Raw genomic sequence first — 22,283 nt, 5'->3', positions numbered from 1 at the left:
TCCATTCATCCGATAGCCTCTGCCGACGTGCCGCCGCCCCACGGGCGCGCCCGTTCGCAACCCGTTTCAAGGAGTGAGTTCGTCTGCCGACCGTCATCCTCACCGGCCTGCCGGTCCCCGGATCGCCGCTCGCGGACGAGCTCCGCTCCCTCGGCTTCGAGGTGCGCCCGGCCGCCGGTCCCCAGGACGCCGCCGCCGCACTGGCCGGCGTACCCGCCGACCAGCGGGTGGCCGTCGTGGACAGTGCCTTCGTCGGGCACGTGCACGCCCTGCGGCTCGCCCTGACCGACCCGCGCTTCGACGCCTGCGCCGTCACCGGCGCCCTCTCCGTACAGGCGGGCGCCCGCGAGGCCCTCGACAAGGCCGTGGCCACCGAGGGCGCCCACGAGTCCGGCCCCTACGCCGACCGGCTGGCCGCCGCCGTCGAGGCCACCGGCACCGCCGTCCAGCGGCCCGAGCTCGGCAGCCTGGTCGCCGCCGTCCCCGCCGACGCCGACGAGCGCGCGGCGGCCTCCGCCGCCGTCGCCGCCGTGGACGAGGAGGCCGTGCGGCTGCGCTCCGCCGTGAAATCCCGCGACGGTTTCTTCACCACCTTCTGCATCAGCCCCTACTCGCGCTACATCGCCCGCTGGTGCGCGCGCCGCGGCCTGACCCCGAACCAGGTCACCACCGCCTCGCTGATCACCGCGCTGATCGCGGCCGGCTGCGCCGCCACCGGCGAGCGCTGGGGCTACGTCGCAGCCGGTGTGCTGCTCATCGTCTCCTTCGTGCTCGACTGCACCGACGGGCAGCTCGCCCGCTACTCCCTGCAGTACTCCACGATGGGCGCCTGGCTCGACGCCACCTTCGACCGGGCCAAGGAGTACTCCTTCTACGCGGGCCTCGCGCTCGGCGCCGCCCGCAACGGGGACGACGTCTGGGGCCTCGCCCTCGGCGCCATGATCCTCATGACCTGCCGGCACGTCGTGGACTTCTCCTTCAACGAGGCGAACCACGACGCCACCGCCAACACCAGCCCGACGGCCGCCCTCTCGGACCGGCTCGACAGCGTCGGCTGGACGGTCTGGGTCCGGCGGATGATCATCCTGCCGATCGGCGAGCGCTGGGCCATGATCGCGGTCCTGACCGCCTTCACCACACCGCGGATCGTCTTCTACGCCCTGATCGCCGGCTGCGCCTTCGGCGCGCTCTACACCACCGCCGGCCGGGTGCTGCGCTCGCTGACCCGCACGGCCCGGCGCACCGACCGAGCCGCCCAGGCGCTGGCCGACCTCGCCGACTCCGGCCCGATCGCCGAACTGCAGGCCCGGCTGCTGCGGGGCCGGGCCGGCTCCTTCGGTTCGGTCTACGCCGCCGCCGTCGGCGCCGCGCTGATGACCGCTGCCGCCCTGTACCTCCCCTTCGGCGACCCGTGGCTGATCGCGGTCGCGGTGGCCTACGCCGTGACCGCCGGCCTGGCCGTCGCCGCCCCCCTCAAGGGCGCGCTCGACTGGCTGATCCCGCCGCTGTTCCGCGCGGCCGAGTACGTGACGGTCCTCGCGCTCGCCGCCCGGGCGGACGTCCCCGGGGCCCTCCCGGCGGCATTCGGCCTGATCGCGGCGGTCGCCTACCATCACTACGACACGGTGTACCGCATCCGCGGCGGCACCGGCGCGCCCCCGCACTGGCTGGTGCGGACGATCGGCGGCCACGAGGGCCGGGTCCTGCTGGCCGCGGTCCTCGCCGCCGTCCTCGCGGACCGCGCATCGGACTTCCCCGTCGCGCTCACGGCCCTGGCCGTGTTCGTGGCACTCGTGGTGCTCGTGGAGAGCATCCGCTTCTGGGTCTCCTCCGGGGCACCCGCCGTACATGACGAAGGAGAACCAGCATGATCGGCCTTGTCCTCGCTGCCGGTGCGGGACGCCGCCTGCGTCCCTACACCGACACCCTGCCCAAGGCCCTCGTGCCCGTCGGCCCCGAGGGCGACGAGGAGAGCCTGACCGTCCTCGACCTGACCCTCGGCAACTTCGCCGCGGTCGGCCTCACCGAGGTCGCGATCGTCGTCGGCTACCGCAAGGAGGCCGTCTACGCGCGCCAGGCCGCGCTGGAGGCCAAGTACGGCCTCAAGATCACGCTGATCGACAACGACAAGGCCGAGGAGTGGAACAACGCCTACTCCCTGTGGTGCGCGCGTGAGGTCCTGGCGCGCGGTGTGATCCTCGCCAACGGCGACACCGTCCACCCGGTCTCCGTCGAGGAGACCCTCCTCGCCGCCCGCGGCAACGGTCAGAAGATCATCCTCGCCCTCGACACGGTCAAGAGCCTGGCCGAGGAAGAGATGAAGGTCGTCGTCGACGGCGACAAGGGCGTCCGGAAGATCACCAAGCTGATGGACCCCGCCGACGCCACCGGCGAGTACATCGGTGTCACCCTGATCGAGGCCGAGGCGGCCGAGGCCCTCGCCGAGGCGCTGAAGACCACCTTCGAGCGCGACCCGGACCTCTACTACGAGGACGGCTACCAGCAGCTCGTCAACGACGGCTTCACGGTCGACGTGGCCCCCATCGGCGACGTCAAGTGGGTCGAGATCGACAACCACGACGACCTCGCCAAGGGCCGGACGATCGCATGCCAGTACTGACGAGGCTCATTCCCTCGCCCGTCGTCGTCGACATCGGCCGCGGGGCGATGGACGACCTGGCCGGCCTCCTGGCCGACCAGCGGATCTCCGCCTCCGGCAAGCTGGCCATCGCGATCAGCGGGGGCTCCGGCGTGGCACTGCGCGCCAAGCTGGAGCCCGTGCTGCCGCACGCCGACTGGTACGCCGTCGTCGACGGCACGATCGACTCCGCGGTCAAGCTGGCCGACGACATAAAGGGCCGTCGCTACGACGCCGTCGTGGGGCTCGGCGGCGGCAAGATCATCGACGTGGCCAAGTACGCCGCGGCGCGGGTCGGGCTGCCCATGGTGGCCGTCGCCACCAACCTCTCGCACGACGGCATCTGCTCGCCGGTGTCGATCCTGGACAACGACAACGGCCGCGGCTCCTACGGCGTCCCCACCCCGATCGCCATGGTGATCGACCTCGACGTCATCAAGGAAGCCCCGGTGCGGTTCATCCGCGCCGGCATCGGCGACGCGATCTCCAACATCTCCGCGATCGCCGACTGGGAGCTCTCGCACGAGATCACCGGCGAGCCCGTCGACGGCCTGGCCGCCGCCATGGCCCGGACCGCGGGCGAGTCCGTGCTGCGCCACCCCGGCGGCTGCGGCGACGACGCGTTCCTCACCGTGCTGTCGGAGGCGCTCGTCCTGTCCGGCATCGCCATGTCGATCAGCGGGGACTCCCGGCCGTCGTCGGGCGCCTGCCACGAGATCAGCCACGCCTTCGACCTGCTGTACCCGGGGCGCTCCGCGCTCCACGGCGAGCAGGTCGGCATCGGGGCGGCCTTCGCGATGCACCTGCGCGGGGCCGCGGACACCGCCGGCCACTTCGTCGAGGTGCTGCGCCGGCACGGCCTGCCGGTGGCGCCCGAGGAGATCGGCTTCAGCATCGACGAGTTCGTCGCGGCCGTCGAGTACGCCCCCCAGACCCGCCCCGGACGCTTCACCGTCCTGGAGCACCTCAACCTGTCCGCCGCCGAGATCAGGGACGCTTACGCCGACTATGCCAAGACCATCCGTAGCTGAACTGAGGCCCGTCGTCCACCCCGCGGGCGTGAAGGACCGGGTCAGCGGCGAGCACTGGGGCGGACGCCTCTACATGCGCGAGATCTCCCTGCGCATCACCCGCGTCCTGGTCACCACCAAGGTCACCCCCAACCAGCTGACCTACCTGATGACCCTCGCCGGCGTCCTGGCGCTCCCCGCCCTGCTGGTGCCGGGCATCTGGGGCGCCGTCCTCGGCGTGGTCGCGGTCCAGATGTACCTGCTCCTCGACTGCGTCGACGGCGAGGTCGCCCGCTGGAAGAAGCAGTACTCGCTCTCCGGGGTCTACCTCGACCGGGTCGGCGCCTACCTGTGCGACGCGGCGGTCCTGGTCGGCTTCGGCCTGCGTGCCGCCGACCTGTGGGGTACCGGCGGAGCCGACTGGCTGTGGGCGTTCCTCGGGACCCTGGCGGGGCTCGGCGCCATCCTGATCAAGGCCGAGACGGACCTCGTCGGCGTCGCCCGCCACCAGGCCGGCAAGCCGGTGGTCAAGGACGCCGCGGCCGAGCCGCGCGCCAAGGGCATGGCGCTCGCCCGCCGGGCGGCCGCCGCGCTGAAGTTCCACCGCCTGATCCTCGGCATCGAGGCCTCGCTGCTCATCCTGGTGCTGGCCGTCCTGGACCAGATGCGCGGCGACCTGTACTGGTCCCGGGTCGGTGTCGCCGTCCTCGCGGCCATCGCGATGCTCCAGACCGTGCTGCACCTGGTGTCCATCCTCGCGTCGAGCAGGCTCAAGTGACGGCCCCGATGCGGCTGGGCGCCGTGATCATCACCATGGGCAACCGCCCCGACGAGCTCAAGGCGCTCCTCGACTCGGTGGCCCGCCAGGACGGCGACCCGATCGAGGTCGTCGTCGTCGGCCAGGGCGTGAAGGTCGCCGAGGTGGCGGACCTGCCGCCGGGGGTCCGCTCCGTCGACCTGCCCGAGAACCTCGGCATCCCGGGCGGCCGCAACGTCGGCATCGAGGCCTTCGGCCCCGGCGGCCGCGACGTGGACGTGCTGCTCTTCCTCGACGACGACGGGCTGCTGGAGCGCACCGACACCGCCGAGCTGTGCCGGCGGGCGTTCGCGCAGGACCCCGCGCTCGGGATCATCAGCTTCCGGATCGCCGATCCGGACACCGGACGGACGCAGCGCCGCCACGTGCCCCGGCTGCGGGCCTCGGACCCGATGCGGTCCTCGCGCGTGACCACGTTCCTCGGCGGCGCCAACGCCGTCCGCACGGCGGTGTTCCAGCAGGTCGGAGACTTGCCCGGAGAGTTCTTCTACGCTCACGAGGAGACCGATCTGGCCTGGCGCGCGCTCGACGCGGGGTGGCTGATCGACTACCGGGCGGACATGGTGCTGCTCCACCCGACGACCGCCCCCTCCCGGCACGCGGTCTACCACCGTATGGTGGCCCGTAATCGGGTGTGGCTCGCCCGCCGCAACCTGCCCGCCCCGCTCGTCCCGGTCTACCTGGGCGTCTGGCTCCTGCTGACGCTCCTGCGCAAGCCCTCGGGACCGGCGCTCAAGGCGTGGTTCGGCGGATTCCGCGAGGGATGGACCACCCCGTGCGGACCCCGCCGTCCGATGAGATGGCGTACGGTCTGGCGGTTGACCCGCCTGGGCCGACCACCCGTCATCTGACCAGCCCGCGTCTGGGACCATGGCGCGATCACGGGCCTCGCGCCACCAGCCTGATGCCCACCTGGCCGCATCTTGAAGACGAAAGTTTCAACTTGTGAGTGACACAACCCACGACGGCGCCCTCGCCACGAGCAGGCCGCCGTCCGCAGACGCGGGGCTCAGCGCCGCCGAGCTCGCCAGGAAGTACGGCCTCTCGGTCAGCGGCGCCCGGCCGGGTCTGGGCGAGTACGTGCGGCAGCTCTGGGGCCGGCGCCACTTCATCATGGCCTTCTCCCGGGCCAAGCTGCTCGCGCAGTACAGCCAGGCGAAGCTCGGCCAGGTCTGGCAGGTGGCGACCCCGCTGCTGAACGCGGTCGTCTACTGGCTGATCTTCGGGCTGATCCTCGGCGCCGGCCGGGAGATGCCCAAGGACGTCTACGTCCCGTTCCTGGTGATGGGCATCTTCGTCTTCACCTTCACGCAGAGTTCGGTGATGGCGGGCGTCCGGGCGATCTCGGGCAACCTCGGGCTGGTGCGCGCGCTGCACTTCCCGCGCGCCTCCCTGCCCGTGTCGTTCTCGCTCCAGCAGCTCCAGCAGCTGATGTACTCGATGATCGTCGTCTTCGTGATCGCCCTCTGGTTCGGCAACTACCCGCGGCTGTCCTGGCTGCTGGTCGTCCCGACGCTGGCGCTGCAGTTCGTCTTCAACACCGGCCTCGCCATGATCTTCGCGCGGATGGGTTCCAAGACCCCCGACCTCGCGCAGCTGATGCCGTTCGTGATGCGCACGTGGATGTACGCCTCCGGCGTCATGTTCCCGATCGGGATCTACCTCAAGGACCAGCCGCAGTGGATCAGCGACGTGCTGCTGTGGAACCCGGTCGCCATCTACATGGACCTCATCCGGTTCGCGCTCATCGACGACTACGGTGCGAGCAACCTGCCCCCGCACGTGTGGACCTTCGCCGTGGGCTGGGCCGTGGTGATCGGTCTCGGCGGCTTCGTGTACTTCTGGAAGTCTGAGGAGCGTTACGGCCGTGGCTGACAACTCCCAGGGGCGCGTCCCCACCGTGATCGCGGACGGCGTCCACATCGTCTACCGCGTCAACACCGGCAGCAGCGGCAAGGGTGCGGCCACCGCCGCCCTCAGCAAGATCGTGCGCCGGAAGAAGGGCGACGCCCCGGGCGTCCGCCGGGTCCACGCCGTACGCGGCGTCTCCTTCACCGCCTACCGCGGCGAGGCGATCGGCCTCATCGGCTCCAACGGCTCCGGCAAGTCGACCCTGCTGCGCGCCATCGCCGGCCTGCTCCCCTGCGAGGAGGGCAAGGTCTACACCGACGGCCAGCCCTCCCTGCTGGGCGTGAACGCCGCGCTGATGAACGACCTCACCGGCGAGCGCAACATCGTCCTCGGCGGACTCGCCATGGGAATGAGCCGCGAGCAGATCAAGCAGCGCTACCAGAGCATCGTCGACTTCTCCGGCATCAATGAGAAGGGCGACTTCGTCTCGCTGCCGATGCGCACCTACTCCTCCGGCATGGCGGCGCGACTGCGCTTCTCCATCGCGGCGGCCAAGGACCACGACGTCCTGATGATCGACGAGGCGCTGGCCACCGGCGACCGCTCCTTCCAGGTGCGCTCGGAGAACCGCATCAAGGAACTCCGCGAGAAGGCCGGCACGGTCTTCCTGGTCAGCCACAACAACAAGTCGATCCGGGACACCTGCGACCGGGTGCTGTGGCTGGAAAAGGGCGAACTCCTCATGGACGGACCCACGGAGGAGGTCGTCTCGGCCTACGAGAAGGCCACCAACGGCTGACCTCCGGGCCGCGGCGCCCCTGCCCGCTTCGCCGAAGGCCCCCGCCGCGCTGAGCGGCGGGGGCCTCGAGCGTGCGGGGCACCGGCCCGCGCGACACCCCGAGACCTGCCCGGCACGTCAGGTCGGGGCGAGGTCGGGGTGCGCGTTCTCGTATTGCGCCACGACATTCGGTGCGCGGTGAATACCCCAGCGGCCTGCGCGACGTTGTACAGCGTAAGCTGAACCGGTCCCCCAATCACGGCAAGAGGGGACGATTCCCCGCAGGTGAACGGCCCGGGACAGTCCCGGGAAAAGCCCGGCGGCGTGTCCGAAATAGGATGTATTGGGTCGGCAGTGTAGAACGGGAGATGTGACGGCAATGGCTACGGGAATTCTCCGGCCCCCAGGGACGGCGGCCGTCCCCGCCCCGGGCGGCGGGCGGTGAACCCGGGGCACGGCACCCGACCCCTGTCCGACACGGTCCACGTGAGCGCCACCCTCGACAAGGCGACGGCGGAGAACTTCCCCGTCGCCCCCGCCTTCCTGCCGCGCGCCTGGCGCGACGGACTGACGGCCGTCTACGGCTACGCCCGCCTCGTCGACGACATCGGCGACGGCGACCTCGCTCCCGGCGGCCGCGACGCCGTGCTCCTCGGCCTCGATCCGGCCGCGGTGGACGACCGCCTCGCCATGCTCGACGCCTTCGAGACGGACCTGCTGCGCGTGTTCGGCTCCGCCGACGGCCCCCCGCGCCACCCCCTGCTGCTCGCCCTGCAGCCTGTGGTGCGCGCCCACCGGCTGACCCCCGAGCCCTTCCTCGGGCTCATCGAGGCCAACCGCCAGGACCAGCGGGTCACGCGCTACGAGACCTACGGCGACCTCGTCGCGTACTGCGGGCTGTCCGCCAACCCGGTCGGCCGCCTCGTGCTGTCCCTGACCGGAACCAGCACGCCCGAGCGGATCCGCCTCTCCGACGCCGTCTGCACCGCCCTCCAGATCGTCGAACACCTCCAGGACGTGGCCGAGGACCTGGACCGCGACCGGATCTACCTGCCCGCGCAGGACATGCGGCGCTTCCACGTGTCCGAGGCAGACCTCGCGGCCCCGTCCGCCGGCGCCTCCGTACGCGCCCTCGTCGCGTACGAGGCCGAGCGCGCCGCGAGGCTGCTCGACGACGGCGTCCCGCTCGTGGGCAGTGTGCACGGCAGGCTCCGGCTGCTGCTCGCCGGCTTCGTGGGAGGGGGCCGAGCGGCCCTGCGGGCCGTCACCGCCGCCGGTTTCGACGTACTCCCCGGCCCGCCCCGACCCACCAAGAGCGGCCTGCTCCGCGAGGTTGCCGCCGTCCTGCGCACAGCGCCGAGAAAGAGGTGAGCCCGACCGTGGAGGGCCCCACACACGCGTCCGCACCGACCGCGGTCTCCGCACCGGTCTCGGCGGCCTACAGCTACTGCGAGGCCGTCACCGGTTCCCAGGCGCGCAACTTCGCCTACGGAATCCGGCTGCTGCCCACCGACAAGCGCCATGCCATGTCCGCCCTGTACGCCTTCTCCCGCCGGGTCGACGACATCGGTGACGGCATGCTGCCGGCCGGGGCGAAGCTCGCGCGTCTGGAGGAGACCCGCGCCGTCCTCGGGCGGATCCGGGCCGGCGAGGTCGACGAGGACGACACCGACCCGGTGGCCGTCGCGCTCGCCCACGCCGCCCGCCGCTTCCCGATCCCCCTCGGCGGCCTCGACGAGCTCATCGACGGCGTCCTGATGGACGTCCGCGGCGAGACCTACGAGACCTGGGACGACCTCAAGGCCTACTGCCGCTGCGTGGCCGGCGCCATCGGACGGCTCTCCCTCGGCGTCTTCGGCACGGCGAACGCCCCCGGCGGCCCCGGGACGGCCGAAGCGGCCCGCGCCGCCGAGTACGCCGACACCCTGGGGCTCGCCCTCCAGCTGACCAACATCCTGCGCGACGTCCGCGAGGACGCCGCCAACGGACGCACCTACCTGCCCGCCGAGGACCTCGCCAAGTTCGGCTGCTCGGAAGGCTTCCGGGCCGGCCGGCTCTCCGCCGGGGCCGACTTCGCCGGGCTGGTCCACCACGAAGTCCGGCGCGCCCGCGCGCTGTTCGCCGAGGGCTACCGGCTGCTGCCGATGCTCGACCGGCGCAGCGGCGCCTGCGTGGCGGCCATGGCCGGCATCTACCGGCGCCTCCTCGACCGCATCGAGCGGGAGCCGGAGGCCGTCCTGCGCGGCCGTGTCTCGCTCCCGCCGCACGAGAAGGCGTACGTCGCCGTGCGCGGCCTGTCCGGCCTCGACGCCCGCACCGTCGCCCGCCAGAGCACCCGGAGGCGGGCGTGAGAGCCGCGACGAAGACGGTCCCGCCGCGCCCCGGGCGCGCCGGCGCCGCCCGGCGTACGGGCGCGGCGTGCCGTCCCGGCCGCGCGCCGGGCGGGGCAACCACGCCGGCGGCGGGCGCGTCCCTTCCTGCGGACCGCGGCCTGCCGTCCGGCCCGGAGGACGACCGCACCACGGGGGAGGGCGCATGAGCGGCACCGATCAGCGCGCCGTCGTCGTCGGCGGCGGACTCGCCGGGGTCACGGCCGCCCTCGAACTCGCCGACGCCGGACTCCGCGTCACCCTGCTCGAAGGCCGCCCCCGGCTCGGCGGGCTCGCCTTCTCCTTCAAGCGCGGCGACCTCGACGTCGACAACGGCCAGCACGTGTACCTGCGGTGCTGCACCGCCTACCGGTGGTTCCTCGACCGCGTCGACGGCACCGCCCTCGCCCCCCTCCAGGACCGGCTCGACGTCCCCGTCCTCGACGTCGCCCACCCCGGCGGCCCCCGCCTGGGACGGCTGCGCCGCGGCGGCCTGCCCGTGCCCCTGCACCTCGCCGGATCACTGGCCCGCTACCCGCACATGTCCCTCGCCGAGCGCGCGAGCGTCGCACGCGCCGCCCTGGCGCTGCGCCGCCTCGACCCCGCGGACCCCGCCCTGGACGGACTGGACTTCGCCACCTGGCTCGCCCGCTACGGTCAGTCCCCCCGCACCGTCGAGGCCCTGTGGGACCTCGTCGGCATCGCCACCCTCAACGCCACCGCCGCGCACTCCTCGCTGGGCCTCGCCGCCATGGTCTTCAAGACCGGCCTGCTCTCCGAGAAGGGCGCCGCCGACATCGGCTGGGCCCGCGTACCGCTCGGCGCACTGCACGACACCCTCGCCCGCAAGCAGCTCGACGCGGCCGGTGTCCGCACCGCGCTGCGCACCCGCGTCACCGCCGTGACCCGCACCCCCGAAGGGACCTGGCGGGTCGACACCGAGGAGGAGTCCCTCGACGCGGGCACCGTCGTCCTCGCCGTACCGCAGCGCGAGGCCCACGCGCTGCTGCCCGCCGGCGCCCTCGCCGACCCCGACAGGCTCCTCGACATCGCAACCGCTCCGATCCTGAACGTCCACGTCGTCTACGACCGCAAGGTGCTCAGGCAGCCCTTCTTCGCCGCACTGGGCTCCCCGGTGCAGTGGGTCTTCGACCGCACCGAATCCTCCGGCCTGCCCGACGGAGGCCAGTACCTGGCCCTGTCGCAGTCCGCCGCCCAGGACGACATCGACGAGCCCGTCGCGGTGCTGCGCGCCAAGTACCTGCCCGAGCTGGAGCGGCTGCTGCCCGCCGCGCGAGGGGCCAAGGTACGGGACTTCTTCGTCACCCGGGAGCGGACGGCGACCTTCGCACCCACGCCGGGCGTCGGCCGGCTGCGCCCCGGCGCGCGGACCGACACGCCGGGGCTCTACCTGGCCGGTGCGTGGACCGCCACCGGCTGGCCCGCGACCATGGAGGGCGCCGTCCGGAGCGGCCTGAGCGCGGCGCAGGCCGCGCTCGCCGCGCTCGGCCGCCACCGCGAACACCCTTTGCAGGAGGCGGCATGACGACGACCACCGCGACGACCGGCGCCGCCGGCGTCACCAGCACCACGAGCACAGCACGTACAGGAACAAGAGGAGAGCCAGTGAATCCGGGGAACCCGGCTGTCGAGAACACGGATGCCAGTGTGGGTGCAGCCGGAAGGGGCATGGAGAAGGCCGACACCGTCGCCCTCCTGGAACGCGGCCGGACGATGTCCACCCCCGCCCTCCGCGCCGCCGTGGACCGGCTCGCCGCGCCCATGGACACCGTCGCCGCCTACCACTTCGGCTGGATCGACGCCCACGGCCACCCGGCCGACGGCGACGGGGGCAAGGCCGTCCGCCCCGCCCTGGCCCTGCTCTCCGCCGAGGCCGCGGGCGCCGCCCCGGAGGTCGGCATCCCCGGTGCCGTCGCCGTCGAACTCGTACACAACTTCTCGCTGCTCCACGACGACCTGATGGACGGCGACGAGCAGCGCCGCCACCGCGACACCGTCTGGAAGGTCCACGGACCGGCCCAGGCGATCCTGGTCGGCGACGCCCTCTTCGCCCTCGCCAACGAGGTCCTGCTCGAACTGGGCACCGTCGAGGCCGGCCGCGCCACCCGCCGCCTGACCACCGCCAGCCGCAAGCTCATCGACGGCCAGGCCCAGGACATCTCCTACGAGCACCGCGAGCGCGTCAGCGTGGCGGAGTGCCTGGAGATGGAGGGGAACAAGACCGGCGCCCTCCTCGCCTGCGCGGTCTCCATCGGCGCGGTCCTCGGGGGCGCCGACGACCGTACGGCCGACAAGCTGGAGGAGTACGGCTACCACCTCGGCCTCGCCTTCCAGGCCGTCGACGACCTCCTCGGCATCTGGGGCGACCCGGAGGCCACCGGCAAGCAGACCTGGAGCGACCTGCGCCAGCGCAAGAAGTCCCTGCCGGTCGTCGCCGCCCTCGCCGCCGGCGGGCCGGCCTCCGAGCAGCTCGCCGAGCTGCTCGCGGCCGACGCCAAGAGCAGCGACTTCGAGAACTTCTCCGAGGAGGAGTTCGCGGCCCGCGCGGCGCTCATCGAGGAGGCCGGCGGCCGGCAGTGGACCGCGGACGAGGCGCGCCGCCAGCACGCCGTCGCCATCCGCGCCCTCGACGACGTCGACATGCCGCAGCGGGTCCGCGAACAGCTCGTGGACCTCGCCGACTTCGTCGTCGTCCGCAAGAGGTGACCGCCACCCGACAGCGGATATGAATCGCGAGTCGCCGGCCGGCGCCGCCGCCTGAGGGCGGCCTGCGCCGGCCGACGGCGGACCCCAGCACAGCACAGGACACTGTTCTAAGGGGAAGCCATGACAGCGACGACCGACGGCAGCGCGGAGAGCGCCGGCGCCGGCAGCGAATCCACGCCGGGCGCCCCGCCGCCCGGCCCCGCCGGGGCGGCCGCCCCGCGGACCGAGTACGGGCTCCCGGGCCCGCCCCACCCGGCCCCCGAGGCCGCCTCCTCACCGGGCGCCGCTCCCTGCGGACCGGTTGCGGTCACGGACCGGATCACCGCCCCGGCCGACCCCGGCCGTCGAACCGGCCCGCCGGCCGCCTACCGGCCACCCGGCACGCCCGGAGCCGGCCGCCCGGCGACGACCGCGGACCTGCCCGCCCCGCCGGACGGCTGCCCCCGGGAGGTGTACGAGGCCACCGCGCGCGCCACCCTGCACCTGCTCGACCGCCAGGACCCCGCGGGCTGGTGGAAGGGCGACCTGGAGACCAACGTCACCATGGACGCCGAGGACCTCCTGCTGCGGCAGTTCCTCGGCATCCGCGACGAGGCCACCACCTACGCGGCCGCCCTGTTCGTCCGCGGCGAGCAGCGCGAGGACGGCACCTGGGCCACCTTCCACGGCGGACCGCCCGACCTCTCCGCCACCGTCGAGGCGTACGTCGCCCTGCGCCTCGCCGGGGACCCGCCGGACGCCCCGCACATGAGCCGCGCCTCGGCATGGATCCGGGCCCACGGCGGCCTCGCCGCGGCCCGCGTCTTCACCCGTATCTGGCTCGCCCTCTTCGGCTGGTGGAGCTGGGACCACCTGCCCGAACTCCCGCCCGAGCTGGTGTTCCTGCCGCCCTGGGTCCCCTTGAACATCTACGACTTCGGCTGCTGGGCCCGCCAGACCATCGTCCCGCTCACCGTGGTCTCCGCGCTGCGACCGGTCCGCCCCGCTCCTTTCGTGCTCGACGAGCTGCACACCGACGCGCGCGACCCGTACCCCGCCACCCCCATGGCACCGCTGACCACATGGGACGGCGCCTTCCAGCGGATGGACAAGGCACTGCACGTCTACCGGCGCTTCGCGCCGCGCCGGCTGCGCAGGGCGGCCATGGGCACCGCCGCCCGCTGGATCGTCGAGCGCCAGGAGAACGACGGATGCTGGGGCGGCATCCAGCCGCCCGCCGTGTACTCCGTCATCGCCCTGCACCTGCTCGGCTACGACCTCGGCCACCCGGTGATGCGCGCGGGACTGGAGTCCCTCGACCGCTTCGCGGTGCGCCGCGAGGACGGCGCCCGGATGATCGAAGCCTGCCAGTCCCCGGTCTGGGACACCTGCCTCGCCGCGATCGCCCTGGTCGACGCGGGTGTGCGCCCCGACCACCCGGCCCTGGTGAAGGCCGCCGACTGGATGCTCGGCGAGGAGGTCACCCGCATCGGCGACTGGGCGGTGCGCCGACCCGGCCTCGCGCCCGGCGGCTGGGCGTTCGAGTTCCACAACGACACCTACCCCGACATCGACGACACCGCCGAGGTCGTCCTCGCGCTGCGCCGGATCAGACACCCCGACCCGGTCCGCGTCGACGCCGCCATCGCCCGGGGGGTGTCCTGGAACCTCGGCATGCAGTCCAAGGACGGCGCGTGGGGTGCCTTCGACGCCGACAACACCAGCCCCTTCCCCAACCGGCTGCCCTTCTGCGACTTCGGCGAGGTCATCGACCCGCCGTCGGCCGACGTCACCGCCCACGTCGTGGAGATGCTGGCCTTCGAGGGCCGGGCGGGCGACGCCCGGACCCGCCGCGGCATCGCCTGGCTGCTCGACGCGCAGGAGCCGGACGGCAGCTGGTTCGGCCGGTGGGGCACCAACTACATCTACGGCACCGGGTCGGTGGTTCCCGCCCTCACGGCGGCCGGCGTCTCCCCGGCCCACCCCGCGGTCCGGCGCGCCGTGCGCTGGCTGGAATCCGTACAGAACGAGGACGGAGGCTGGGGCGAGGACCAGCGCTCCTACAAGGACCGGTCGTGGGCCGGCAGGGGAGCCTCCACCGCCTCCCAGACCGCGTGGGCGCTCATGGCCCTGCTGGCGGCGGGGGAACGGGACGGCGCAGCCGTCGAACGGGGCATCGCCCACCTGGTGCGGACCCAGCGGGAGGACGGCTCCTGGGACGAGCCGTACTTCACCGGCACCGGCTTCCCCTGGGACTTCTCCATCAACTACCACCTGTACCGGCAGGTGTTCCCGCTCACCGCGCTCGGCCGCTACCTCTACGGGGAACCGTCCGCCCCGGCCGGCCCGCCCCCCGGGGGGCCCTGATGCCCGCCCCCGGCGGGGACCGGGACGCGGCCCCGCAGCCGGGGCCGCTGCTGGTCGCGTGCGCGCTCCGCATCGAGCAGGCGGCCCTGCGCAGCGCCGCCGCCCCGCCCGGGGGCTGCACCCTGCTGCGCACCGGGATGGGCCCGCGCGCCGCCGAACGCGCCGTCCGCCGAGCCCTGGAGCGGCCCGGCACGGCCGCTGCCGCCGTCCTCGCCACCGGCTTCTGCGCCGGGCTCGTCCCCGGCATGCACCCCGGCGACCTCGTCGTCGCCGAGGAGACCCGCGGCCCCCGCGGGACCGTCCCCTGCACCGGGACCGCGCTGCTCGCCCGGGCCCTGGCCCGGGCCGTCCCCGGCCGCACCGTCCACACCGGCCCGCTGACCGGCTCCGACCACGTCGTCCGCGGCCAGGAGCGCGCACAGCTGGGGGCCACGGGCGCCGTCGCGGTCGACATGGAGTCCGCGGCGACCCTGTGGGCCGCCGTCCGCGCCGGCGACCGCCCCGTTGCGGCCGTCCGGGTGATCGTGGACGCTCCGGAGCACGAGCTCGTCCGGATCGGCACGGTGCGCGGGGGAATATCGGCCTTCCGTGTCCTGCGTGCCGTACTCCCCGCGTTCTACGAATGGCACCGTTCTTCGCTGCTCCCCAGGAGGTGAGCCAGATGGCCATGCCGCTGCGCCAGACCATCAGGGTCGGGACGTATCTGCTCGAACAGAAACTCCGCAAGCGTGAGAAGTTCCCGCTGATCGTGGAGCTGGAGCCGCTCTACGCGTGCAACCTGGCCTGCGAGGGGTGCGGGAAGATCCAGCACCCGGCCGGGGTGCTCAAGCAGCGCATGCCGGTGGCGCAGGCGGTCGGCGCCGTACTGGAGTCCGGTGCGCCCATGGTGTCCATCGCGGGCGGTGAACCCTTGATGCACCCGCAGATCCACGAGATCGTGCGGCAGTTGGTGGCGCGCCGGAAATACGTGTTCCTGTGCACGAACGCGCTGCTGCTCCGCAAGAAGATCGCGAAGTTCACGCCCTCGCCGTACTTCGCCTTCGCCGTGCACATCGACGGGCTGCGGGAGCGCCACGACGAGTCGGTGGCCAAGGAGGGTGTCTTCGACGAGGCGGTCGAGGCCATCAAGGAGGCGAAGCGGCGCGGATTCCGGGTCACCACGAACTCCACCTTCTTCAACACCGACACCCCGCAGACCGTCATCGAGGTACTCGACTTCCTCAATGACGACCTCCAGGTCGACGAAATGATGATCTCGCCGGCCTATGCCTACGAGAAGGCGCCGGACCAGGAGCACTTCCTGGGCGTCGACCAGACGCGCGACCTCTTCCGGAGAGCCTTCGCGGGCGGCAACCGGCGGCGCTGGCGTCTCAACCACTCCCCGCTGTTCCTGGATTTCCTCGAAGGGAAGGCCGATTTCCCCTGCACGGCCTGGGCCATTCCGAATTACTCCCTCTTCGGCTGGCAGCGGCCCTGCTACCTGATGAGCGACGGCTACGTGCCGACATACCGGGAACTCGTCGAGGACACCGACTGGAACAAGTACGGCCGCGGCAAGGACCCGCGCTGCGCGAACTGCATGGCGCACTGCGGTTACGAGCCCACCGCCGTCCTCGCCACCATGGGCTCCCTCAAGGAATCCCTGCGGGCCGCCCGGGAGACGGTCGGGGGCAACCGGGACCGGTCGGCATGACCCCGGGGGAGGAGGGGCGGGGCGCCGGCTTCGACCTGGGCGCCCTGCTGGCCGCGCGCGGGGCGGAGCGGTACGAGCTGCACGCCCGCCACCTCAATCACCAACTGCCGCGGATGCTGCGCACCATCGGCTTCGACAAGGTCTACGAACGGGCCGAGGGAGCCCATTTCTGGGACGCGGAGGGCAACGACCACCTCGACATGCTGGCCGGCTTCGGGGTGATGGGCCTGGGCCGGCACCACCCCGTCGTCCGCCGGGCCCTGCACGACGTCCTGGACGCCCAGCTCGCCGACCTCACCCGCTTCGACTGCCCGCCCCTGCCCGGGCTGCTGGCCGAGAAGCTGCTCTCGTACAGCCCGCACCTGGACCGCGTCTTCTTCGGCAACAGCGGCACCGAGGCGGTGGAGACGGCCCTGAAATTCGCCCGGTACGCCACCGGGCGGCCCCGGGTCCTCTTCTGCGACCACGCCTTCCACGGGCTGACCGCCGGCTCGCTCTCGGTCAACGGCGAGGCGGGCTTCCGGGACGGCTTCGCACCCCTGCTGCCGGACACCAGGATCGCGCTGGGCGACCTGGCCGCCCTGGAGCGGGAACTGAAGCGAGGCGACGTCGCCGCCTTCGTCGTCGAGCCCATCCAGGGCAAGGGGGTCCTCGCCGCCCCGCCCGGTTTCCTGCGCGCCGCGCAGGAGCTGCTGCACCGGCACAAGGCGCTGCTGATCGCGGACGAGGTGCAGACCGGACTGGGCCGTACCGGGGACTTCTACGCGTACCAGCACGAGCCCGGTGTCGAGCCCGATCTGGTGTGCGTGGCCAAGGCGCTGTCGGGCGGCTACGTACCGGTCGGTGCCACCCTGGGCAAGGACTGGATCTTCAAGAAGGTCTACTCGTCCATGGACCGGGTGCTCGTGCACTCCGCGAGCTTCGGGTCCAACGCGCAGGCGATGGCGGCCGGGCTGGCGGTGCTGTCCGTCATGGAGGACGAGCACCTGGTGGACCGCGCCCGCACGACGGGCGACCTGCTGCGGGGGCGGCTCGCGGCCCTGGTGGACGAGTACGAGCTGCTGCACGAGGTGCGCGGGCGCGGCCTCATGATCGGCATCGAGTTCGGGCGGCCCTCCTCGCTGGGGCTGCGCAGCCGCTGGACGATGCTCCAGGCGGCCCGCAAGGGACTCTTCGCGCAGATGGTGGTGGTGCCGCTGCTGCAGAAGCACCGGATCCTCACGCAGGTCTCCGGCGACCACCTGGAGGTGATCAAGCTGATCCCGCCGCTCGTCCTCGACGCGTCGGACGTGGACCGGTTCGTCGCGGCCTTCCGCGAGGTCATGGACGAGGCGCACGCCGGGTCCGGGCTGATGTGGGACTTCGGCAGGACGCTGGTGAAGCAGGCCGTCGCCGCGCGCTGACGGCCTGCACCCCGCCCGGATCCCGCGTCTGCGGTCCGGTCGCGGGATCAGACCAACAGGCGGTCTCGGAGCCGGTCGAGGGTCTCGGGCAGCAGTCCGAGACCCTCCGCCAGGTAGCGGTCCACCCCGCCCCAGGTCTCGTCGATGGTGTCGAAGGCGGCGAGCAGGTACTCGGCGCGGGCGTCGAAGAGCGGCGCGAGCAGTTCCATCACCTCGGGCGAGCGGGCCTCGGCCGACGCGGAGCTGCGCCGCAGCCGGTAGCGGCGGTGGGGGGCGTTGGACTCCAGGTAGTCCGCCACGATCGCCTCGCGCTCGACGCCGAGGGCGAGCAGCGTGACGGCGACGGAGAGCCCCGCCCGGTCCTTGCCGGCCGCGCAGTGCATGAGGGCGGGGACGCTGTCCTCGGCGAGGGCGTGGAGGACCCGGCCGTGCTCGGCGGTGCGGGTGCGGACGATCGCGCGGTAGGAGTCGGCCATCCGGGCGGCCGCCTTGCCGTCGCCCAGGATGGAGCGCAGGCGGTCGAGGTCGCCGTCGCGGACCAGCCGCCAGAACTCCCGGCCGTCCGCCGGGTCCGAGAGCGGGATGTTGACGTTCCGCACGCCGGGCAGTTCGACGTCCGGCCCCTCCAGCGCGTGGTCGGCTGCGTTGCGGAAGTCGAAGACGGTGTGGAGCCCGAGCGAGGCGAGGAACTGTGCATCGTTTTCGGTGGCATGGGCGAGATGTCCGCTTCGGAACAGTCGTCCCGTCCCGACCCTTCGGCCGTCAAGAGTCGGCAATCCACCCACATCGCGGAAATTGCGTACTCCGGTCAGCTCCGGCTCCTGTATCTGCTGGGTCAAGGGAACTCCTCCGCCTCTCGTGGGTCCTCTGTCCGAATTGAGCTACTTGGCGCCAACTTGCCATGACCGGAGGCGAGATCGGGCACGTCCCCGTGAGCCAGATCATACGGTGACCGTGAGTGCCTGATCGCCGGAGGTGAATGGCCCGGTGGGAGCGGCTGTTGGCGCAGCGGAATGGACGGAGGGTGACCGGAATTCCGGCGGTCCCTCATACCTGTGAATGCGTCAGGGAATTCGCGGCTTGTTCGCCGTGCCCGCCAGGGATACCTTCGCGATCGATCCGGGTGGACCGCCGAATCCTGCCGCCGCCCGGAAACCGCAACCGAACCAATTTCGCGCGGCAGGAGCGGGGGAACCAGGTAGGCCGCTGTTCCGGAGATCTTCTCTCCGGAACGGCTCGGGGTGAAGTCGTTCATGTCCCGTACATGTGCGGCCGGACATCTCCAGTCCGAACCCGACAGCTCACCTCGCAGGCACCGGAGAGGAATGCGCCATGCCTGCAAAGGGTAAGCACCGCCGTCCCAAGTCCCTTTCCCTTCCCCGCGGATTCGCGGCCGCAGGCACCGGCGGCGCTGCCCTCGCCCTGCCGCTGATCGGCGCCGCCGGCGCCCACGCGGCCGGAGCGCCGGCGGCGGTCCCCGCCGTCGCGCCCGCGGTGGCCCCGCAGATCCCCGCCGCCCTCCAGGCCGCGCCCGCCGCTCCCGCGGCCGTCGTGCAGGCCGCGCCGACCGTCTACACGGTCGTCCCGGGCGACTGCCTCTCCGTGATCGCCGCGGAGCACGACCTGGCCGGAGGCTGGGAGCGGCTGTACGCGCAGAACCGTGAGGCCGTCGGCGCCGACCCGTCGCTGATCCACCCCGGTCTGAAGCTGAGCCTCGGCGGGCGCGGGCAGGCCGCCGCTCCGTCCGACTCCGTCCCGGCCCCGCGCACCGCCCCCGAGGCGGCTCCCAGGACCGCTCCCAAGACCGCTCCGAAGACCGCTCCGAAGTCGGCCCCGAAGGCGCAGAAGCCGGCCGGGCGCGCCGCCGCCCCGCAGGTGCAGCAGGACTCCGCCCCCGAGGCCCCCGCCAAGGCGCCCGCCGCGCAGCCCGCCGGCTCCGCCTTCGTGGCCCCGGTCGGCGGGGGCGTCTCCACCCAGTACAAGGTCGCCGGTGCCATGTGGTCCTCCGGCTACCACACGGGCGTCGACTTCATCGCCGCCATGGGCACCACCGTCAAGGCCGTCGGCGCGGGCACCGTCGTCTCCGCCGGATGGAGCGGCGCGTACGGCAACGAGGTCGTCATCCGGCACGCGGACGGCAAGTACTCCCAGTACGCCCACCTCTCCCAGCTCTCCGTCTCCTCCGGTCAGAGCGTCATCACCGGGCAGAGCATCGGCCTCTCCGGCTCCACGGGCAACTCGACCGGCCCGCACCTGCACTTCGAGATCCGCACGAGCCCGTCCTACGGCTCCGACATGGACCCGATCGCCTACCTCCGCTCGAAGGGCGCCAGCCTCTGACGGCGGCCGCCGGCGGAGCGCCGACCCGCGTGGGGCCGGGACCCGAGGGGGGTCCCGGCCCCACGCGTACCCGTTCCTTATGCCCGGCGTGGTACAGATCACGGCCCGTCAACCCCTCATTACGTTGGCGTAGGTTGCTTGCGGGAGTGAAGGATGGGTTCTCGTGGCAGCGACGACGACGAACATCAAGACCATCGGCTCGTACGCGGCGATCGGGGACAGCTTCACAGAGGGCGTGGGGGACCCGGGGCCAGGGGATTCTTTTCTCGGCTGGGCGGACCGGCTCGCCGTGCTCCTGGCCGATCAGCGCGACGAGCACGACTTCCGGTACGCGAACCTCGCGGTGCGGGGCAAGCTCCTCGACCAGATCGTGGCGGACCAGGTGCCGAGGGCCAAGGCCCTCGCGCCGGACCTCGTCACCTTCTGCGCGGGGGGCAACGACATCATCCGGCCCGGCAGTGACCCGGACGCCGTGGCGGAACGGTTCGAGGCGGCCGTGGCCGACCTCACGGGGGCCGTCGGCCTCGTCATGATCACCACCGGCTTCGACACCCGCGGCGTGCCCGTCCTGAAGCACCTGCGCGGGAAGGTCGCGACGTACAGCGCGCACGTGCGCGCCATCGCCGACCGCTACGGCTGCCCGGTCCTGGACCTCTGGTCGCTCAAGTCCGTACAGGACCGCCGCGCCTGGGACGCCGACCGGCTGCACCTCTCGCCCGAGGGCCACACCCGCGTCGCCCTGCGCGCCGCCCAGGTGCTCGGCCTGGAGGTGCCGGCCGACCCCGACCAGCCGTGGCCGCAGCTGCGCCCGCGCGGCTCGGTGGACGTCACCCGCGACAACATCCAGTGGGCCCGTGAGTACCTGGTGCCGTGGATCGGCCGCCGGCTGCGCGGCGAGTCCTCCGGCGACCACGTCGAGGCGAAGCGGCCCGACCTGCTGCCGCTGTAGCGGGGGACGCCGAGCGGGGGAGGGGCGGAGCCGCAGGCGGAATCCTTCGGGGCCGGCGTGCGTTGGGATGGTCGTGGCGACACGACCGCACCGACCCCACCCCTCCCTGGAGGCGCTTTGACCGGCTCCCGTCCCCTCCGCCCGCGGCTGCGCGCCCTGCGACCCGAAGCCTTCGGCGCGGACCCGTCCGGCGCCAGGCTGGAGCGGATCCGCCGCTCGCCGAACTTCGCCGACGGCGTCTTCCAGAACCCGGTCGGGGCCCGGAACAGGCCCTCGGGGTCGATGACCGAGTTCGCGAAGGTCTACTTCCGCCGTGAGCAGCGGGTCCGGCGCAGCCCCGCGGCGGCGATCCCCGTGCACCCGACGACCCTCGCCGACCTGGCGAAGCCGCCCGCCAGCGGTCTGCGCCTGACCTGGATGGGACACTCCAGCGTGCTCGCGGAGATCGACGGGCACCGGGTGCTGTTCGACCCGGTGTGGGGCGAGCGCTGCTCCCCCTTCCCCTTCGCCGGCCCCAAGCGGCTCCACCCCGTGCCGGTGCCGCTCGCCGCTCTGGGCGAGGTCGACGTCGTCGTCATCTCCCACGACCACTACGACCACCTGGACCTGCCGACGATCAAGGCTCTGGCCGGTACGGACACGGTCTTCGCCGTCCCGCTCGGCGTCGGCGCGCACCTGGAGCACTGGGGCGTGCCGGCCGGCCGGCTGCGCGAGCTCGACTGGAACGAGACCACCGAGATCGCCGGCCTGTCCCTCACCGCCACGCCCGCCCGGCACTTCTGCGGCCGCGGCCTGCGCAACCAGCAGCACACCCTGTGGGCCTCCTGGGTGGTCGCGGGCGCGGAGCACCGGATCTACCACAGCGGCGACACCGGCTACTTCCCCGGCTTCGCGGAGATCGGCGCGGCACACGGCCCCTTCGACGCCACGATGATCCAGATCGGCGCCTACTCGGAGTACTGGCCGGACATCCACATGACCCCCGAGGAGGGCATGCGCGCCCACCTCGACCTCCAGGGCGGCGCCGCGCACGGGACGATGCTGCCGATCCACTGGGGCACCTTCAACCTGGCCCTGCACCCGTGGGACGAGCCCGGCGAGGGCACCCTGGCCGCTGCAGAGTCGGCAGGTGCGGCCGTGGCCCTGCCGATCCCGGGCCGGCCGTTCGAACCGGGATCGCAGGACGCCCCGACCGACCCCTGGTGGCGGCCCTTCGTGGCCGGTGCGGTGCCGGGCCTGCCCGTGGACGGACCCGCGGCCGTGCCCGTGCACGGGGCCGGCGCAGCGGCGGCGACGGCAGCCCGGGTGGCGTCGTCGACCGTCGGCGGCCAGGAGGAGCCGGAGACCGTCAGGTCCTGAAGG

19 protein-coding genes and 1 riboswitch are annotated in these 22,283 nt (G+C 72.8%); of the genes, 18 read left to right on the top strand and 1 reads right to left on the bottom strand.

What is annotated here, in order from left to right; all coding sequences use genetic code 11:
* Positions 1-83 precede the first annotated feature (83 nt).
* The 15 genes from IF89_RS0108210 to IF89_RS0108140 all read left to right on the top strand — a co-directional run bounded on the left by IF89_RS0108210 (position 84) and on the right by IF89_RS0108140 (position 17,632).
* Positions 84-1,871 carry a DUF5941 domain-containing protein gene (locus tag IF89_RS0108210; RefSeq protein ID WP_030763393.1) on the top strand — a complete coding sequence of 596 codons (1,788 nt, stop codon included), beginning with the start codon at positions 84-86 and terminating at the stop codon, positions 1,869-1,871.
* Complete coding sequence (locus IF89_RS0108205) at positions 1,868-2,620, top strand: sugar phosphate nucleotidyltransferase (protein ID WP_030763389.1); 753 nt, start codon at positions 1,868-1,870, stop codon at positions 2,618-2,620. Before IF89_RS0108210 ends, IF89_RS0108205 begins: the two co-directional genes overlap by 4 nt.
* Positions 2,608-3,669: an iron-containing alcohol dehydrogenase family protein gene (locus IF89_RS0108200; protein WP_030763386.1), complete on the top strand. Its 1,062-nt coding sequence runs from the start codon at positions 2,608-2,610 to the stop codon at positions 3,667-3,669. Before IF89_RS0108205 ends, IF89_RS0108200 begins: the two co-directional genes overlap by 13 nt.
* Entirely contained in the window at positions 3,647-4,426 is a 780-nt protein-coding gene (locus IF89_RS0108195; RefSeq protein ID WP_078628167.1) for a CDP-alcohol phosphatidyltransferase family protein, read from the top strand. The genes IF89_RS0108200 and IF89_RS0108195 overlap by 23 nt, the downstream gene beginning before the upstream one ends.
* Positions 4,427-4,434: 8 nt before the next feature.
* Complete coding sequence (locus tag IF89_RS0108190; protein WP_030763375.1) at positions 4,435-5,316, top strand: glycosyltransferase; 882 nt, start codon at positions 4,435-4,437, stop codon at positions 5,314-5,316.
* Between the two features lie 94 nt (positions 5,317-5,410).
* Positions 5,411-6,340: an ABC transporter permease gene (locus IF89_RS0108185; protein WP_030763372.1), complete on the top strand. Its 930-nt coding sequence runs from the start codon at positions 5,411-5,413 to the stop codon at positions 6,338-6,340.
* Positions 6,333-7,115: an ABC transporter ATP-binding protein gene (locus IF89_RS0108180; RefSeq protein WP_030763369.1), complete on the top strand. Its 783-nt coding sequence runs from the start codon at positions 6,333-6,335 to the stop codon at positions 7,113-7,115. The genes IF89_RS0108185 and IF89_RS0108180 overlap by 8 nt, the downstream gene beginning before the upstream one ends.
* Before the next feature lie 465 nt (positions 7,116-7,580).
* Positions 7,581-8,465, top strand: coding sequence for a squalene synthase HpnC (gene hpnC / locus IF89_RS0108175; protein WP_234327697.1), 885 nt, complete (start codon positions 7,581-7,583; stop codon positions 8,463-8,465).
* Positions 8,462-9,445 carry a presqualene diphosphate synthase HpnD gene (gene hpnD / locus IF89_RS0108170; protein WP_030763364.1) on the top strand — a complete coding sequence of 328 codons (984 nt, stop codon included), beginning with the start codon at positions 8,462-8,464 and terminating at the stop codon, positions 9,443-9,445. Before hpnC ends, hpnD begins: the two co-directional genes overlap by 4 nt.
* 184 nt (positions 9,446-9,629) lie before the next feature.
* On the top strand, positions 9,630-11,009 hold the full coding sequence (gene hpnE / locus IF89_RS0108165) for a hydroxysqualene dehydroxylase HpnE (protein ID WP_030763361.1): 1,380 nt from the start codon (positions 9,630-9,632) through the stop codon (positions 11,007-11,009).
* On the top strand, positions 11,006-12,190 hold the full coding sequence (locus tag IF89_RS0108160) for a polyprenyl synthetase family protein (protein WP_199820479.1): 1,185 nt from the start codon (positions 11,006-11,008) through the stop codon (positions 12,188-12,190). The genes hpnE and IF89_RS0108160 overlap by 4 nt, the downstream gene beginning before the upstream one ends.
* Before the next feature lie 120 nt (positions 12,191-12,310).
* Positions 12,311-14,536, top strand: a complete 2,226-nt coding sequence (gene shc / locus IF89_RS0108155; protein ID WP_234327696.1) for a squalene--hopene cyclase — start codon at positions 12,311-12,313, stop codon at positions 14,534-14,536.
* Positions 14,536-15,192, top strand: coding sequence for a hypothetical protein (locus IF89_RS0108150; RefSeq protein ID WP_030763354.1), 657 nt, complete (start codon positions 14,536-14,538; stop codon positions 15,190-15,192). The genes shc and IF89_RS0108150 overlap by 1 nt, the downstream gene beginning before the upstream one ends.
* Positions 15,193-15,197: 5 nt before the next feature.
* Positions 15,198-16,229 carry an adenosyl-hopene transferase HpnH gene (hpnH, locus tag IF89_RS0108145; protein ID WP_030763351.1) on the top strand — a complete coding sequence of 344 codons (1,032 nt, stop codon included), beginning with the start codon at positions 15,198-15,200 and terminating at the stop codon, positions 16,227-16,229.
* Positions 16,226-17,632 carry an aspartate aminotransferase family protein gene (locus IF89_RS0108140; RefSeq protein WP_030763348.1) on the top strand — a complete coding sequence of 469 codons (1,407 nt, stop codon included), beginning with the start codon at positions 16,226-16,228 and terminating at the stop codon, positions 17,630-17,632. Before hpnH ends, IF89_RS0108140 begins: the two co-directional genes overlap by 4 nt.
* Before the next feature lie 47 nt (positions 17,633-17,679).
* Here IF89_RS0108140 and IF89_RS0108135 read toward each other — a convergent pair whose 3' ends face one another.
* Positions 17,680-18,471 carry a tyrosine-protein phosphatase gene (locus IF89_RS0108135; RefSeq protein WP_030763345.1) on the bottom strand — a complete coding sequence of 264 codons (792 nt, stop codon included), beginning with the start codon at positions 18,469-18,471 and terminating at the stop codon, positions 17,680-17,682.
* Positions 18,472-18,786: 315 nt separating this feature from the next.
* Positions 18,787-18,960: riboswitch (cyclic di-AMP (ydaO/yuaA leader) on the top strand.
* Positions 18,961-18,964: 4 nt separating this feature from the next.
* On the opposite strand from IF89_RS0108135, the gene IF89_RS0108130 reads away from it, so the two are divergent.
* From IF89_RS0108130 to IF89_RS0108120, 3 genes are all read left to right on the top strand, one after another.
* Complete coding sequence (locus IF89_RS0108130) at positions 18,965-19,972, top strand: LysM peptidoglycan-binding domain-containing M23 family metallopeptidase (protein ID WP_030763342.1); 1,008 nt, start codon at positions 18,965-18,967, stop codon at positions 19,970-19,972.
* A gap of 163 nt (positions 19,973-20,135) precedes the next feature.
* The gene (locus IF89_RS0108125; RefSeq protein WP_030763339.1) at positions 20,136-20,921 is read left to right on the top strand and encodes an SGNH/GDSL hydrolase family protein; all 786 of its coding nucleotides are present in this window, start codon (positions 20,136-20,138) and stop codon (positions 20,919-20,921) included.
* A gap of 117 nt (positions 20,922-21,038) precedes the next feature.
* Positions 21,039-22,280, top strand: a complete 1,242-nt coding sequence (locus tag IF89_RS0108120) for an MBL fold metallo-hydrolase (protein WP_030763336.1) — start codon at positions 21,039-21,041, stop codon at positions 22,278-22,280.
* The last annotated feature ends 3 nt before the right edge of the window (positions 22,281-22,283 follow it).

It is taken from the genome of Streptomyces sp. NRRL F-2664 (assembly GCF_000719345.1).
In the GTDB taxonomy this organism is placed as follows: domain Bacteria; phylum Actinomycetota; class Actinomycetes; order Streptomycetales; family Streptomycetaceae; genus Streptomyces.
This window is presented reverse-complemented; position numbering and strand designations above follow the sequence as displayed.